The organism is Kitasatospora sp. NBC_01302 (assembly GCF_035976515.1).
Lineage (GTDB): Bacteria > Actinomycetota > Actinomycetes > Streptomycetales > Streptomycetaceae > Kitasatospora.
This window is the reverse complement of sequence record NZ_CP108404.1, coordinates 3,480,768-3,496,373: the sequence shown is the minus strand read 5'-3', so window position 1 is coordinate 3,496,373 and position 15,606 is coordinate 3,480,768. Positions and strand designations below refer to the sequence as shown.

Below are 15,606 nucleotides of genomic sequence, written 5' to 3'. Positions count from 1 at the left end.
GCCAGTGACGATCCAGGTCCATGGACTCACCAAGGTCTACCGCCGCGGTCAGGACCCCGCGGTGGCCGACCTCGGCTTCGACGTGGGCCCCGGCTCGGTGGTGGCGCTGCTCGGCCCCGAGGGGGCGGGCAAGACCACGACGCTGCGGCTCATGCTGGAGCTGGAGCGAGGCAAGGGCGTGACGCTCTTCAACGGGCGCACCTACCGTCGACTGCGCCGCCCCGAACGCGAGGTCGGGGTGCTCCTGCAGACGGTGCACCAGTTGCCCGGCAGCCCAGGTCGAACGGCCCGCGGTCATCTGCGGATGCTGGCCGCCGCGGTCGGTGTCCCGGCGCGGCGGGCCGACGAACTGCTGGAGCAGACCAGGCTGGCCGGCGTCGCCGAACACCGCCTGCGCTCCTTCTCCCCGGGCATGAACCGCCGACTCGCCCTGGCCGTCGCCCTGCTCGGCGCCCCCGAGGCGTTGCTGCTGGACGCGCCGTCCGAGGGGCTGTCCCCGCGCAACGCCGAGTGGCTGCACGCCTTCATCCGGGCCTTCCCGGCCGGCGGCGGATCGGTGGTGATCACGACCCGCGAACCCCGGGAGGCGGCGCTGCTGGCCGACCGGGTGGTGACACTGGACGCCGGTCGGATGGTCGCGGACCAGCCGGTCGCGGAATTCCGTCGCACCAGGCTGCAGCCCGAGGTGTCGGTCCGCGGACCGCAGATGGCCCGCCTGGCGGACCTGCTGGTGTCCCAAGGGGCCGAGGTCCGCCGGGACGGCGGTGCCGGCCTCGCGGTCAGCGGCCTCGGACGCACCGAGATCGGCGAGCTCGCCTACCGCAGCGGCATCCTGCTGCACGAACTGGCCGACCGCGTGGTCGAGCAGCCGGCGCCCCGCACGGTCCTGCCGCCTGCGGCGCAGCCGGGAGTGGTGTCCACCGTGAAGCTGCGCCGGGTCACCTCGCTCACCGCCCGGGAGCGGACCATGGCCCTGGCCGCGGTGAGTCCGGGGCGGGTGGCCGCGGCCGAACCGCAGGCGGTCCTCCCGGCCTCGTCCCCGGCCGACCGCGCCCCGAGCCAGCCGCTTCCGGCTCCCCCCACATCCGGCCTCGCGCTCGACGCCGCGCCGTCCACTCCTGCTCCCTCCGGGTCACCGTTGTCCACGGCTGCGTCGACCGGCCCCGTGCCGTCCGCTCCGACCGGCCCTGCCGCGCTGCTCCCGGCCCCGGTGGCAGCTGCCGACCCCGTCACCGAACCGATTCCCCAGCCCCTGACCGGGCCCGATCACTGGAACGGATGATCCCGTGCGCGTACTGGCCTACGAAGTCCGACGCCTGCTGGGTCTTCGGTCGACCTGGCTGATCCTCGCCGCCACGCTGCTCGCCGGCGCCGCCCAGAGCGCCCTGCTCGCCCGGCGGATCGCTCCCGGCCCGCTGCACGTGTCCGAGGCCGTGGAACTGGTCACGGGCGTGCTCCCGCTGCTGGGCCTCCCGCTCGCCGCCCTCGGCGCCGGGCTGCTCGGCGCACTGGCCTCGGCCCACGAGGTCAGGTGTCCCGGGTTGGCGGCTTCGCAGGTCCGCTACGCGTCCCGGCTGCGCCTGCTGCTCGCCAAGCTCGCGGTCGTCGGGGCCGTTGCCGCGCTGCTCGCCCTGGCGTCCTTCCTGATCGGCGGCCTGACGGCCCGAGTCGCGGACGCGTCCGCCGCTGCGCCCGCGCGCCTGCTGCTGCCCCACCTGCTCCGCACCGACCACAGCCCGCTGCTGGCACTCGCGACCTTCACCGGCCTCGTCGTCGCGGCTGCCTGGATCGGCATCCTGACTGCGGCACTGACCCGCAGCGCGGTGGCCGGGGTGCTGCTGTTCTGCGCGCTGCCGATGCTGGTCGACGGATTCGCCCTGCCCCGGACGCTGGACCTGTTGCGGCACGAGGGCCTGAACTGGGGGCCGACCGCTTCGGCCCAGGCCCTCACCGTGCTGTTGCTGCCGGCTGCACTGCTGCTGGCGGCCTGCCTGGCGGTCCAGGCCCGACGCCGCTCGTACTGATGATCCGTCAGTCTGCTTCCGCGGTAGCTGACTCGGCGCAGGCCATGGTCGCAAAAGTCGGCGAACCGCTGGCAACTCGCTGCCCGATATGGCCATTTCTTCCTAATAAGAAGTCAATTATCCAACCATGGGCGATCACCCTTTCGTGTGCTTTTCACGAGAATCCTCAAGTCGTGCCTGCCGATCGCCGACAAAGGACGTGTGAGTACCCTTGCGCACCCCGCCATGACCGTCGCCCGCACCGCCGAGTCCACCGCGCCCGGCGCCAGCGAGCTCGACCGTTTCTCCTACGCCGATCGGCCGACCCCTCCTGTCCCCCGCTGGGACGGGGCGGAGAGTGATCTCGCCCGGGTCGGCCGCAAGACTGCCAGCAGCCGAGGCCGTGGGCTGCACGGGCAGCTCGTCCAGCAGCTCGGTCAGATGATCGTCTCCGGCGACCTGGGGGCCGACCGCCCGCTGGTGCCCGAGGAGATCGGCCAGCGCTTCGAGGTGTCGCGCACCGTGGTGCGCGAGTCACTGCGCGTCCTGGAGGCCAAGGGCCTGGTCAGCGCGCGTCCCAACGTCGGCACCCGGGTGCGTCCGGTCGCCGACTGGAACCTCCTCGACCCGGACATCATCGAGTGGCGCGCCTTCGGCCCGCAGCGTGACGAGCAGCGCCGCGAGCTGTTCGAGATGCGCTGGGCGATCGAGCCGCTGGCCGCCCGCCTCGCCGCCGGTCACGGCCGCGAGGAGATCCAGCAGCGGCTGGCCGAGATGACCGAGATCATGGGCCACGCAGCGGCCCAGGGCGATCTGATCACCTTCTCGCGCGCCGACGCCGAGCTGCACGTCCTGGTCCTGCAGATGGCCGGCAACCGGATGCTGGAGCACCTCTCCAGCATCGTGGCCGCCGCGCTCCAGGTCAGTGGTGGCCCGGCCACCGCCTGCGAGCGGCCGTCAGAGACCTCGGTGAGCCTGCACGCCCGCCTGGTCGACGCACTCGGCACCGGGGACGGCACGGCGGCCGAGGCGGCCATGCGCGCGCTGCTCACCGTGCACCCGGACGTCGAGCACGCGGTGCCGGCGCCTCGCGAGCACTGAGCGCGGCAGACCGAGCCGCGAGCGCCCGGGGCAGAGCCACTGGGCCGCGAGCGCCCGCGCGAACACCGAGTCGTGAACACTGAGTGAGGCCGGCCACGGAGCCATCGGATCTGGACAGTGCCCTCCGGATGCCCGCGCGAGACACATCGCGTCCACCCGGAGGGCCCGCGGCTGTGACGGCCGACGGTCCGGGACCTCAGTCCGGGGAGGCGTGTGACCTGTGCCACGAGCGGCATGCGTAACACTTGGGGAGCGGCAGCGATGTGTACGGAGCGGAAGCAGCTCCGGAATACCCGCGCCATGTCAGAATGCTGTGTTGGTCTGCGGCGCTGCTGCCGTCCCACCTACCCAGCGTCCTGCTAACCCAGTCCTCAAGTCCGAGCCGGTCGGAACCTGTCGTGCCCCGTGGCGCGTCTTTCCTCCTCGCCCACTCGGGCGGTCCGGTACGGGTTCGAGTCCACTCTTCGTCCGAGAGGTTGTTCGTGTCGGCCAGCACATCCCGTTCGCTCCCCCCCGAGATCGCAGAGTCCGCGGCCCTGCTGGCGCTCATCGAGCGGGGCAAGGCCCAGGGGCAGATCGCCGGTGACGACGTGCGCCAGGCCTTCGAGGCGGACCAGATCCCGGTCACCAAGTGGAAGAACGTCATGCGCAGCCTCAACCAGGTGTTGATTGAGGAAGGGGTGGACCTGATGGTGAGCGCGGCCGAGCCGTCCGCCGCCAAGCGCAAGAGCGTTGCGGCCAAGAGCACCACCAAGCGCACCGCCACCAAGGCGGTCACCACGCGTACCCCGGTTGCCCAGACCAAGCCCCCGGTGCGGATCGCGCCCGCCGCGACGGTGGCTCCGGCGGCCGTCGCCTCTGTGGTCTCGGTCACCGTGGACACCGCACTGGACGCGCAGTCGGACCTCGGCTCGACCCCCATGGTCGCGAAGAAGGTCGCCGCTGCCGCCCCCGCGAAGAAGGCCGTGGCGAAGAAGGCCGCTGCTCCCGCCAAGAAGGCGGTCGCCAAGAAGACCGCCGCCAAGGGGGAGAAGGGCGACGAGGAGCTGCTCGGCGATGACGAGCTGCTCGAGGACGTGGCGACCCCGGCCGGGAAGACCGACGGCGACGCGGAGCCCGAGGAGGAGTCGGAGGGCTTCGTCCTCTCCGACGACGACGAGGACGACGCGCCTGCCCAGCAGGTCGCCGTCGCCGGTGCCACCGCCGACCCGGTCAAGGACTACCTGAAGCAGATCGGCAAGGTCCCGCTGCTCAACGCCGAGCAGGAGGTCGAGCTCGCCAAGCGCATCGAGGCCGGCCTGTTCGCCGAGGACAAGCTCAGCCAGGCCGACAAGCTCGCCCCCAAGCTCAAGCGCGAGCTGGAGATCATCGCCGAGGACGGCCGCCGGGCCAAGAACCACCTGCTGGAGGCCAACCTCCGCCTGGTGGTCTCGCTGGCGAAGCGTTACACCGGTCGCGGCATGCTCTTCCTGGACCTGATCCAGGAGGGCAACCTCGGTCTGATCCGTGCGGTCGAGAAGTTCGACTACACCAAGGGCTACAAGTTCTCGACCTACGCGACCTGGTGGATCCGTCAGGCGATCACCCGCGCCATGGCCGACCAGGCCCGCACCATCCGTATCCCGGTGCACATGGTCGAGGTCATCAACAAGCTGGCCCGCGTGCAGCGCCAGATGCTCCAGGACCTGGGTCGCGAGCCCACCCCGGAGGAGCTGGCCAAGGAACTCGACATGACGCCCGAGAAGGTCATCGAGGTCCAGAAGTACGGCCGCGAGCCCATCTCGCTGCACACCCCGCTCGGCGAGGACGGCGACAGCGAGTTCGGTGACCTGATCGAGGACTCCGAGGCGGTCGTCCCGGCTGACGCGGTCTCCTTCACCCTGCTCCAGGAGCAGCTGCACTCGGTGCTCGACACCCTGAGCGAGCGCGAGGCCGGCGTGGTCTCGATGCGCTTCGGCCTGACCGACGGCCAGCCGAAGACGTTGGACGAGATCGGCAAGGTCTACGGGGTCACCCGTGAGCGCATCCGCCAGATCGAGTCGAAGACCATGTCCAAGCTGCGTCACCCCTCGCGCTCGCAGGTGCTGCGCGACTACCTGGACTGATCCCGTACGCGAAGGCCCGGAGCAGCGCGTCTGCTCCGGGCCTTCGCGCGTTCTGGGCTCGGGGTCCGACCGCGGGCGTCATCCGGCCGCCTCGGATATCCCTCGTCCGGGTGTTTGAACGCCGACTCATGGAAACTCAGGGTGAGATTGTGACTACGCTGTGGCGGTTGCCTGCTGCCGAATCGCCCGGAGTGCACTGTGATGTCCATCTCGTCCGTTTCGACCGGCCCTGATGTCCGCCGCACGCCGCCGCCGGGGCCGGTGCCCCGGCGGCGGGTAGTGGTGGCGGCCCTGCTGGCCGCGCTGCCGGTGGCGCTGGTCTCGGTGGGTGCCACGCCGGCCCAGGCGGACCGCCGGATCGTGGGTGGCCGCTCCGACAGCACCCTGCAGCGGCCGTGGATGGTCGCGGTGGCCAGTCGGCCGGAGTTCGGCGACGCCCGCTCGGGCCAGTTCTGCGGCGGCACGCTGGTCACCCCGACCAAGGTGGTGACGGCTGCGCACTGCTTCTACGACGAGCGCGAGGGCCGCATCGTGGAGCGCCCGGACCTGCGGGTGATCGTCGGTCGGACCGACCTGACCGGGCAGGACGGCGCCGAGGTGCCCGTGACCAACGTCTGGGTCCATCCGCAGTACTCGTTCCAGCAGAACATGCAGGACGTGGCGGTGCTCACGCTGGCCGCCCCGCAGGAGGGCCGGGCGGTCCTGCCGATGGTCGGGCAGGGAGAGACGCTGCCGTATGCCGCCGGTACGCGGGCGCAGGTCTACGGCTGGGGCGACACCACCGGCCGCGCGCGGTACGCCGACAGCCTGCGCAGCGTCGATGTGCCGATGGTGGCCGACTCGGTGTGTGCGCGTGACTACCCGGGTGGCCCCGACGGGGCCTTCGATCCGCGCGGCATGGTCTGCGCCGGCGAGGCACGGGGTGGCAAGGACGCGTGCCAGGGCGACAGTGGTGGCCCGCTGGTGGTCAACGGGCGACTGGTCGGCCTGGTCTCCTGGGGGACCGGTTGTGCGGAGGCGAACCATCCGGGTGTCTACACCCGGTTGTCGGCCGTCGCGGACGAGGTCGGCACCCAGCTGTGATCAGGGTGATGGTCTGAGCAGGGTCGCGCCAACGCCGCCGCTCGGCTCGGTCAAGGCCGACGGCGGGTCAGCTCCCGGATGAGGTGGCCGTCTTGCCGCGACGCCCGTAGCCCGAAGTGACCGGATGGTCACGGACTGGCAGATCCGGGTATGACGCTGGGCGGCAGGCCCTACGGCCTGCCGCCCAGTGGCCGGCCCGCAAGGGCCGACCTCAGCGCGTCAAGGGAGCGCCGAACGCTCAGCGCTCGTCGCTGGCGGCCGAGGCCGCCGTGGTGGCGAGACGACCGCTCTCGTCCTGTATTTCCACGGCGATCTTCTTGAGCTCCGGCTCGAACTTCCGCCCGTGGTGGGCGCAGAAGAGCAGCTCTCCGCCACTGGCCAGTACGACGCGCAGGTATGCCTGGGCGCCGCAGCGGTCGCAGCGGTCAGCCGCGGTGAGCGGGCTCGCAGGTGTCAGAACAGTAGTCACGTCGCCTCTTCTCTAGCTCGACGAGCTGTCGTACCAGGGTCAACATCCAACCAGGTCGAAAACGTTCCCGCTCGTGGCTTTTCTTCTCTGAGGATTCTGCTGTGTTGATGAGGACGTGCCCCGGGCGCCGGTGGTTCATGCGCGCCGGAAACCGCGACCTCTCCATCACTCGAACGCATCTTCGAACTGTTGTCCGAAGGTGGGCGTAGCATAATCCCCTACTGGGTTGGAGCATAAGCCCCGCCCCAAGCCCGGGTAGCCTGCATCTCGGCAGTTCCAGCGCTCGCGGACGGCTCGACGGTCCGCCAGGACCCGTCGGGCGCGGGCGAGATGGCACTCCCGCCGACCGGACCGGGCTCGACCCGTGTTCGCGCAGCGCGTACAAGCTGCGGAGTCGGGGCGGATCATGCAGTGGCCGGCTGTGCGCGAAAGCGGGCGCCGCCGGGGGAGATCCGGGAATCGCCGGACCGAGTCAGAAGTCTCTTTGGAGGAGTGCACCGCGTGAGCGCCGAAACGACCGTGCCGCCTGCCCTGCGTGCCACGGAAGACGGATCCAACTACACCGCTCGGCATCTGCTCGTCCTCGAGGGGCTCGAGGCGGTCCGCAAGCGGCCCGGCATGTACATCGGTTCCACCGACAGCCGCGGCCTGATGCACTGCCTCTGGGAGATCATCGACAACGCGGTGGACGAGGCGCTCGGCGGGTTCTGCGACCGGATCGAGGTCCTGCTGCACGACGACGGCTCGGTGGAGGTGCGCGACAACGGCCGCGGCATCCCGGTGGACGTGGAGCCGAAGACCGGGCTGTCCGGCGTCGAGGTCGTGCTGACCAAGCTGCACGCGGGCGGCAAGTTCGGCGGCGGCTCCTACGCGGCCTCCGGCGGCCTGCACGGCGTCGGTGCCTCCGTGGTCAACGCACTCTCCGCCCGGCTCGACGTGGAGGTGGACCGCAGTGGCCACACCCACGCCATCAGCTTCCGCCGCGGCACCCCGGGTGTGTTCACCGAACTCAGCCCGGACGCCCCGTTCGACCCGGCCAGCGGCCTCACCAAGGCCCGCAAGGTGCCCAAGACCCGCACCGGCACCCGGATCCGCTACTGGGCCGACCGGCAGATCTTCCTCAAGGAGGCCAAGCTCTCCCTGGAGAACCTGCACAACCGCGCCCGCCAGACCGCCTTCCTGGTCCCCGGCCTGACCATCGTGGTGCGTGACGAGCGGCTGACGGAGAGCGACAAGGTCGAGGAGTCCACCTTCCGCTTCGACGGCGGGATCGGCGAGTTCTGCGAGTTCCTGGCGCCCGACAAGCCGGTCTGCGACGTGCTGCGGCTGCGCGGCGAGGGGACCTTCAAGGAGACCGTTCCGGTCCTGGACGACCTCGGCCACATGACCCCCACCGAGGTCACCCGTGAGCTCGGCGTGGACATCGCGCTGCGCTGGGGCGCCGGCTACGACACGACGCTGCGTTCCTTCGTCAACATCATCGCCACGCCCAAGGGCGGTACCCACGTCACCGGCTTCGAGCGCTCGCTGGCCAAGACGGTCAACGAGGCGCTGCGCGCGGCCAAGCTGCTGCGGGTCGCCGAGGACGACATCACCAAGGACGACGCCACCGAGGGCCTGACCGCCGTGGTCACCGTCCGGCTGGCCGAGCCGCAGTTCGAGGGGCAGACCAAGGAGGTGCTCGGCACCTCGGCCGCCAACCGGATCGTGGCCGCGGTGGTCGCCCGAGAGCTCAAGGCCTTCCTGACCTCGTCCAAGAAGGACGAGAAGGTCCAGGCCAGGGCGGTGCTGGAGAAGGTCGTGGCAGCCGCCAGGACCAGGGTCGCCGCGCGCCAGCACAAGGAGGCCCAGCGCCGCAAGACCGCGCTGGAGACCTCCTCGCTGCCCGCCAAGCTGGCCGACTGCCGCAGCGACGACGTGGAGCGCAGCGAGCTGTTCATCGTCGAGGGCGACTCCGCGCTCGGCACCGCCAAGCTGGCCCGCAACTCCGAGTTCCAGGCGCTGCTGCCGATCCGCGGCAAGATCCTCAACGTCCAGAAGGCCTCGGTCTCGGACATGCTCAAGAACGCCGAGTGCGCGGCGATCATCCAGGTGATAGGAGCGGGCTCCGGCCGCACCTTCGACATCGACCAGGCCCGCTACGGCCGGGTGATCTTCATGGCCGACGCCGATGTCGACGGATCACACATCCGGATCCTGCTGCTGACGCTCTTTCAGCGCTACATGCGGCCGATGGTCGAGCAGGGCCGGGTCTTCGCGGCGGTCCCGCCGCTGCACCGGATCGAGCTCACCAACCCCAAGCGCGGCCAGGAGAAGTACCACTACACGTACTCCGACGCGGAGCTGCGCCGGACCCTGCTGGAGTTCCAGGCCAAGGGCCTGCGCTGGAAGGAGCCGGTGCAGCGGTACAAGGGCCTGGGCGAGATGGACGCCGACCAGCTGGCCGAGACCACGATGGACCCGCGCCACCGCACGCTGCGCCGGATCAACCTCGGCGACCTGCCTGCGGCCGAGCAGGTCTTCGACCTGCTGATGGGCAACGACGTGGCCCCTCGCAAGGAGTTCATCGTCGACTCGGCGGCCACCTTGGACCGCTCGCGGATCGACGCCTGACGGTGATCGCGAGGGGGGCTCTCCACCCAGGGGTGGAGAGCCCCCCTCGGCGTTGAATCAACCCTGGAGCCGATCAGCCGGCGGCGCGCGATCCGTAGCGTCGAGAGCGTCAGAATCCTCTCCGTTCGAGATGGAGCGCTCCGATGGTCGCGCTGAGCAACATCCTCATCATTCTCGTGGTGGTCGTCTTCATCGCCCGCCGCCAGTTCCAGGCGCGCAAGGTCAACACCGAGCGTCGCTTCTGGGTCCTGCCGGTGGTCCTCGGTGCGCTGGCGCTGCGTGACCCGCACCTGATCGACCCGGCCCACCGGGGGACGGCGATCGGCCTGCTGCTCGCCTCGGTCGTGGTCGTGGTGGCCATGGGCTCGGCCTGGGGCTGGACGGTCAGGATCTGGCGGGAGAGCGACGGCGCGATCTGGGTCAAGGGCACTGTCGCCACGGTCGCCGCGTGGGCGGGCCTGATCGTCCTGCGGGTGGGTCTGTACGGGCTCGGCAGCGCGATGCACGTGCACCAGAACTCCAGCTCGCTGCTGCTCACGCTGGGCGCGCTGCTGCTGGTGCGCGGTGTCGTGGTCAACTGGAGGGCCCGCATGCTGGACGGCTCGCAGAACCTGCGTGCGGTGGTCTGAATCAGCGACGCCACCCTGGAAGGACCACTGCCCGTGCCGCTGGACACCTGGACGCGCTGGCCCTCGCGGGAGGCCCTGTCCCGGGAGAAGCGGTCGCTGCCCGGCCTGATGCTCTCCGGCGTCGGCCGGCTGGCCATGCTGACGGGGCTGGTCCTGGGGACCTTCAACGGCGACCGGTTGGCCGGGGGCGCCGGGACCGTCGCCGGGGCGGCGGTCCTGCTGGTCGCCGCGGTCGCCCTGCTCCAGTTGTTCTACCGGACCACCCGCCGGCACCGGATCCGCTGGTCGCTGGCGGTCGCCGGGCAGCTGCTGGTCCTGGCCCCGCTCGCGCACCACATCGGGGCCGACACCCTGGCCGACGTGATCTGGTGCGTGCTCGCGGTGGTGGCCCTGCAGCGCCTGCCGCTCGCGGCCGCGCTGCCCACCTGCGCGGCCGCTCTCGCCTCGTTCGCGGTGACCGGCGGGAACACCTTCCTCGCACTGCTCGCCACCGTGGCGGGCCTGCTCCTGCTGGGCTACCTGCTGCGACTGGACGCCGAGGCCCGTGGCACCGCGCAGCGCCTGCTCCAGCAGGAACAGGCGGCCCGGGCGGCCGAGGCGGAGAGCGCGGCGCTGGCCGAGCGGGCCAGGATCGCCCGGGAGATCCACGACGTGCTGGCGCACAGTCTCTCGGCGCAGCTGGTCCATCTGGAGGCAGCCCGGCTGATGCTGGACGGCGGGGCCGACCGGGAGCAGATCAGGGAGCGCGTGGTGGCGGCCCGCCGGATGGCCCAGGACGGACTCAAGGAGACCAAGCAGGCGCTCTCCGCGCTGCGCGGCGAGTTCACCCCGGTCGGTGAGTTCCTGGTGGAGCTGGCCCAGCAGGAGCAGGCCCGGCTGACCGTGACCGGCACGCCCCGCCCGCTCAACGCCGAGGTCGGCCTGGCGGTGCGGCGCACGGCGCAGGAGGCACTCACCAACATCCGCAAGCACGCGCCGCGGGCCCACCGCACGGTGGAACTGCAGTACCTCGACCAGGAGGTGGAGCTGCTGGTTCGCAACGACGGCGGACCGGCCGGGGGCGGGTTGTCGGAGCTGGCCGCCAGCGGAAACGGTTACGGACTGCTGGGCATGCGCGAGCGGGCCGAACTGATCGGCGGCAGTCTGCAGGCCGGCCCCGAGGCGGACGGCTGGCTGGTGCGGCTGCGGCTGCCTGCGTGACCGCGACGCGCCCGGCGCGGTAAGAAGGAGCGGTAGGCAGGACGGAACGAGCGCGCGCAGCGCGGAACGGGGTGGCCGGTGCACGAGCGGAGCGGGGCGAAGGACGCGGCGTCACAGACACGGGTGCTGGTCGCCGACGATCAGACCGTGGTGCGCGAGGGCATCGTGATGCTGCTGGGCCTGCTGCCCGGGATCACGGTGGTGGGGGCGGCGGCGGACGGCGAGGAGGCGGTGCGGATGGTCGCCGAGCACGCCCCGGACGTGGTGCTGATGGACCTGCGGATGCCGCGCTGCGACGGGGTGGAGGCCACCCGGCTGATCCGGGCGGACCACCCGGGCACCGAGGTGGTGGTGCTCACCACCTACGCGGAGGACGACTCGCTCTTCCCCGCACTGCAGGCGGGTGCGCGGGGCTACCTCACCAAGGACGCCGGCGCCGAGGAGATCGCCCGGGCCATCGCCGATGTCCGGGCGGGTGCGGCGGGTCTCTCGCCCCAGGTGCAGCGACGGTTGCTGGAGCGGCTCGCCGGTGCCGCGCCGGCCGCGCCCGCAGCACCGGGTGAGCCGCACCAGGCCGAGCCGGCGGCCCAGGCGCCGGCCGGCCAGCGCCAGCTGCCCGACGGACTGACGGCGCGTGAGGCCGAGGTGCTGGCGCTGATCGCCGAGGGATTGTCCAACGCGGAGATCGCCGAGGCACTGTTCGTCAGCCCGGCGACCGTCAAGACGCATATCAACAACCTCTTCGCGAAAACCGCCGTCCGGGACCGTGCGCAAGCGGTCAGCTATGCCTTCAGGCATGGGATTTCCGGTAGTTCGCGAACCTAGTGATCTCACCTCATCGGGTGAAAATCCTGGCTGAATGCCACATTTCGGTTTCTGACTTGCCATCATGGTTCCCGTCAGGGCGCCGTCGGTACGCCGCATGGATCTTCGGGGCGGGTCGTCCGGAGTGCCCGGTGCCGATACCCGACGCCCCACCGCTCGGTGGTGCATCCCGGGCCAGGAGCAGCATTGGCACAGCACGAAGTCACCGGATCGACCGGCCGGACGCCCCGGCAGGGCCAGCGATTTGACTGGTGGTCGACCCCAGGTGCGTCCGGTCCCCCCGGCGCGGCCGTCCGGCCCGCCACCCGCGAGGTCGCGACCCGCAGCGCGGTTCCTGCCCAGCGGCCACTCCAACCCGTCGAACCCGCCCCGGATCCGGCCGCCGCCGAGGTCTACCGCGAGGTCCAGCAGAGCGCCGCGTTCCAGGAGATCCGCCGCAACTACCGGACCTTCGTCTTCCCGGCCACCGCCGTCTTCCTCGGCTGGTACCTCTTCTACGTCACGGCCCAGGCGGCGGCGCCCGACCTGATGCGCACCCCGGTCGCCGGCCCGTTCAGCATCGCCTGGCTGCTGGGTGTGCTCCAGTTCGTCTCGACCTTCCTGATCACCTGGCTGTACGCCCGAAACGCCCGCACCAAGCGCGACCGAGCCGCCCTCGGCCTGCGCTGGGAGACCCAGGACCAGCTGCGATGACTCCTACCCCACACGCCGCTGTTCCCTCGATCGGCTCCGGGGACCACCACGGCCTGGCCGTCGTGCTCTTCGCGCTGGTGGTCGTGGTGACCCTGGCCATCACCCTGTGGGTGGGGCGGCGCGGTCAGGCCGCCGAGGACTTCTACACCGGGGGCCGCGACTTCGGTGCGCTGCAGAACGGCATCGCGCTCTCCGGCGACTACCTCTCCGCGGCCTCCTTCCTCGGGGTCACCGGACTGATCGCGCTGTACGGCTACGACGGCATGCTGTACAGCATCGGCTTCCTGGTGGCCTGGCTGGTCGTCCTGATGTGGGTGGCCGAGCTGGTGCGCAACACCGGCCGCTACACCCTGGCCGACGTGCTGGCCACCCGGATGCGGCAGCGTCCGGTCCGGGCGGCGGCCGGCAGCGCCAGCGTGGTGGTCACCCTGCTCTACCTGATCGCCCAGATGGTCGGCGCGGGCAGTCTGGTGGGACTGCTGCTGGGCACCACCGGGGCCGCCGCCAACACCTGGACCATCGTCGCCGTCGGCGCCCTGATGATCATTTATGTGACGGTCGGCGGCATGCGTGCCACCACCTGGATCCAGATCGTCAAGGCGCTGATGCTGATGACCGGCGCCGTCCTGCTCACCTGCTGGGTCCTGGTGCGCTTCCAGTTCGACCTCGCCGAGCTGATGCACGCCGCGGCGCGCAGCAGCGGCGCGGGTGACCGCTACCTGGAGCCCGGACTCAAGTACGGCGGCTCCGCCACCAGCCGGCTCGACTTCGTCAGCCTGGGCCTGGCCCTGGTGCTGGGCACCGCCGGCCTGCCGCACATCCTCTCCCGCTTCTACACCGTGCCCACCGCCAGGGCCGCCCGCCGCTCCACCATCTGGGCGATCGGCCTGGTCGGCTGCTTCTACCTGATGACCGTCGTCCTGGGTCTCGGGGCCACCGCGCTGGTGGGCTCCAAGGCGGTGAAGGCCGCCAACTCGGCGGGCAACACGGCGGTCCCGCTGCTCGCGCTCAACCTGGGCGGTGGCGAGGGCAGCACCGGCGGCACCCTGCTGTTCGCCCTCACCTCGGCGATCGCCTTCGCCACCATCCTCGCGGTGGTCGCCGGCCTGACCCTGGCCTCCTCCGTCTCCTTCGCCCACGACCTCTACGCCCAGGCCTTCCGCCGTGCGGACCGGCCGGCGGTGACGGAGCGCCAGGAGGTGGTGGTGGCACGGCTGGCCGCCGTGCTGATCGGCGGCGTGGCGATCGTGCTGAGCCTGTTCGCCCAGCGGCTCAACGTCGCCTTCCTGGTCAGTCTGGCCTTCGCGGTGGCGGCCTCGGCCAATCTGCCCACCCTGATCTACAATCTCTTCTGGCGCCGCTTCACCACCCGCGGCGCCTGCTGGGCCACCTACGGCGGGCTGGTGCCGGCACTGGTGCTGGTGTTCTTCTCGCCGGTGGTCTCCGGCAGCAAGACCGCGATGTTCCCCGCGGTGGACTTCCACTGGTTCCCCTTGGAGAACCCCGGGTTGATCTCGATCCCGCTGGGCTTCCTGCTCGGCTGGGTCGGCACGGTCAGCGGCGAGGAGCGGGCGGACGCGGACAAGTTCGCCGAACTGGAGGTCCGCTCGCTGACCGGGGCCGGCGCGGTCTGACTCCGGCCCCGTCCCCGGATCGGCGGGTGCTGTCACCCGTGTGGACCCCGGCCGCGCACGCGGCCGGGGTCCACACGGTGTTCACCAGGGGCGCGGCGGGTCACACGCGGCCGATGAAGGTCGGGAAGTAGCCGCTGTTCAGCGTGGAGATCCGGACGTAGGTGCCCGGGTGCGCGGCCTCGATGTAGCGGTTGTTGCCCAGGTAGAGCGCGGCGTGGTGGATGCCGCGGACGCTGCCGTCGTACGACCAGAACAGCAGGTCGCCGCGGCGCATCCGGCTCGCGGTGACCGGCGTGGTCGCGGCGTACTGGTCGTTGGCGATCCGGGGCAGTGAGATGCCGGCGTGCCGGAAGGCCGCGTGGATGAGGCCGGAGCAGTCGTAGCCGTCGGGGCCGTTGCCGCCCCAGACGAAGGGCTTGCCGAGCTGTGCCTCGGCGAAGTCGATGGCCGCCTCGACGCTGCCGCTGCTCGCGGCCTGCCCGGCGCGGGTGTCCGGCGACTCGGCCGTGCCGGAGTCGGTGCCACCGTTGCCGTCGCCGTCGTCCGCGCCGGTCGGGCCGGTCCGGCTCAGGTAGACGCCGCGGTCGCTGGTGTAGCGCCACTCGCCGCTGCCGTTGCGGAACCAGTAGACCGAGCCGTCCCAGCCCTGCTGGATGTCGCCGCTGGTCGCGCTGTCGCCGCCGCCGGCGGTCCCGTCCGGGGTCGCCTGGCCGGTGGCGCCGTCCTGGGTGGTGCTCTGGTCCTGGGTGGTGCCTTGGTCCTGGGAGGTGTCGGCCAGGGCCGCGCCCTGGTCGGTGCCCTCGTTCGTCGCCCCGTCCGTCAGCAGAGCGCTGTCGCCGGCCGCGTCGGTGTCGGTGCCGTCGCCGGTCGAGGCGTCGTCCCCGTTCACCGGGTCGTCGGCGCTGACCAGCCCAGGGCTGCTGTTCACGTGCTCGGGGGCGGGCGCCGCGCTCGCGAGATCGGCGCCCAGGCCGATCGATCCGGCTCCGGCGACGATCGCGGCGGCCAGGCCGACCCGGTGGCGCAGCCGGGTGGCCCGCTGGTGCGCGCCGTCCGCAGGGGGCGGGCTGTCGGCAGCGGGGGTCGCCGCCTCGGCCGCGCCGCGGTCGGGTATCTGGTCGGCAGAGGTCAGGTCCGGGCTCAGGTCCTGCTTCATATCCGGTGCATTCCTTCCGTGCGCCCGGCCGGGCGGCCGGGACGGCGGAACCGGGCCGGGAGCGACCGGTTCCGCACGGCACTACGGCTCCCGTT

13 protein-coding genes are annotated in these 15,606 nt (G+C 71.5%); 11 read left to right on the top strand and 2 right to left on the bottom strand.

The genetic code is table 11. The features are described 5' to 3' along the window. The first annotated feature begins 4 nt into the window (after nucleotides 1-4). From OG294_RS14855 to OG294_RS14835, 5 genes are all read left to right on the top strand, one after another. Nucleotides 5-1,282: an ATP-binding cassette domain-containing protein gene (locus tag OG294_RS14855; protein ID WP_327066982.1), complete on the top strand. Its 1,278-nt coding sequence runs from the start codon at nucleotides 5-7 to the stop codon at nucleotides 1,280-1,282. 4 nt (nucleotides 1,283-1,286) lie between these two features. Beyond that, complete coding sequence (locus tag OG294_RS14850) at nucleotides 1,287-2,024, top strand: hypothetical protein (protein WP_327066981.1); 738 nt, start codon at nucleotides 1,287-1,289, stop codon at nucleotides 2,022-2,024. Nucleotides 2,025-2,171: 147 nt separating this feature from the next. Next, nucleotides 2,172-3,104, top strand: a complete 933-nt coding sequence (locus tag OG294_RS14845) for a FadR/GntR family transcriptional regulator (RefSeq protein WP_327066980.1) — start codon at nucleotides 2,172-2,174, stop codon at nucleotides 3,102-3,104. A gap of 482 nt (nucleotides 3,105-3,586) precedes the next feature. Beyond that, nucleotides 3,587-5,209 (top strand): RNA polymerase sigma factor, encoded by a 1,623-nt coding sequence (locus tag OG294_RS14840; RefSeq protein WP_327066979.1) that lies wholly within the window; start codon nucleotides 3,587-3,589, stop codon nucleotides 5,207-5,209. A 201-nt stretch (nucleotides 5,210-5,410) separates the two neighbouring features. Continuing rightward, complete coding sequence (locus OG294_RS14835; RefSeq protein ID WP_327066978.1) at nucleotides 5,411-6,292, top strand: S1 family peptidase; 882 nt, start codon at nucleotides 5,411-5,413, stop codon at nucleotides 6,290-6,292. Nucleotides 6,293-6,530: 238 nt separating this feature from the next. Here the strand turns inward: OG294_RS14835 and OG294_RS14830 are convergent, their stop codons facing one another. Further along, nucleotides 6,531-6,761 carry a DUF7455 domain-containing protein gene (locus tag OG294_RS14830; RefSeq protein WP_327066977.1) on the bottom strand — a complete coding sequence of 77 codons (231 nt, stop codon included), beginning with the start codon at nucleotides 6,759-6,761 and terminating at the stop codon, nucleotides 6,531-6,533. Nucleotides 6,762-7,262: 501 nt separating this feature from the next. Here OG294_RS14830 and OG294_RS14825 point away from each other — a divergent pair. The 6 genes from OG294_RS14825 to OG294_RS14800 all read left to right on the top strand — a co-directional run bounded on the left by OG294_RS14825 (nucleotide 7,263) and on the right by OG294_RS14800 (nucleotide 14,355). Continuing rightward, on the top strand, nucleotides 7,263-9,374 hold the full coding sequence (locus OG294_RS14825; RefSeq protein WP_327066976.1) for a DNA gyrase/topoisomerase IV subunit B: 2,112 nt from the start codon (nucleotides 7,263-7,265) through the stop codon (nucleotides 9,372-9,374). Nucleotides 9,375-9,517: 143 nt separating this feature from the next. Continuing rightward, nucleotides 9,518-10,003 carry a DUF1453 domain-containing protein gene (locus tag OG294_RS14820; RefSeq protein WP_327066975.1) on the top strand — a complete coding sequence of 162 codons (486 nt, stop codon included), beginning with the start codon at nucleotides 9,518-9,520 and terminating at the stop codon, nucleotides 10,001-10,003. A gap of 33 nt (nucleotides 10,004-10,036) precedes the next feature. Beyond that, nucleotides 10,037-11,203: a sensor histidine kinase gene (locus tag OG294_RS14815; protein ID WP_327066974.1), complete on the top strand. Its 1,167-nt coding sequence runs from the start codon at nucleotides 10,037-10,039 to the stop codon at nucleotides 11,201-11,203. Nucleotides 11,204-11,371: 168 nt separating this feature from the next. Beyond that, entirely contained in the window at nucleotides 11,372-12,028 is a 657-nt protein-coding gene (locus OG294_RS14810) for a response regulator (RefSeq protein WP_442789329.1), read from the top strand. 186 nt (nucleotides 12,029-12,214) lie between these two features. Continuing rightward, nucleotides 12,215-12,721 carry a DUF485 domain-containing protein gene (locus OG294_RS14805; protein WP_327066972.1) on the top strand — a complete coding sequence of 169 codons (507 nt, stop codon included), beginning with the start codon at nucleotides 12,215-12,217 and terminating at the stop codon, nucleotides 12,719-12,721. Then, nucleotides 12,718-14,355, top strand: coding sequence for a solute symporter family protein (locus tag OG294_RS14800; RefSeq protein ID WP_327066971.1), 1,638 nt, complete (start codon nucleotides 12,718-12,720; stop codon nucleotides 14,353-14,355). Before OG294_RS14805 ends, OG294_RS14800 begins: the two co-directional genes overlap by 4 nt. Before the next feature lie 100 nt (nucleotides 14,356-14,455). Here OG294_RS14800 and OG294_RS14795 read toward each other — a convergent pair whose 3' ends face one another. Then, nucleotides 14,456-15,511 carry a C40 family peptidase gene (locus OG294_RS14795; RefSeq protein WP_327066970.1) on the bottom strand — a complete coding sequence of 352 codons (1,056 nt, stop codon included), beginning with the start codon at nucleotides 15,509-15,511 and terminating at the stop codon, nucleotides 14,456-14,458. Nucleotides 15,512-15,606 lie beyond the last annotated feature (95 nt).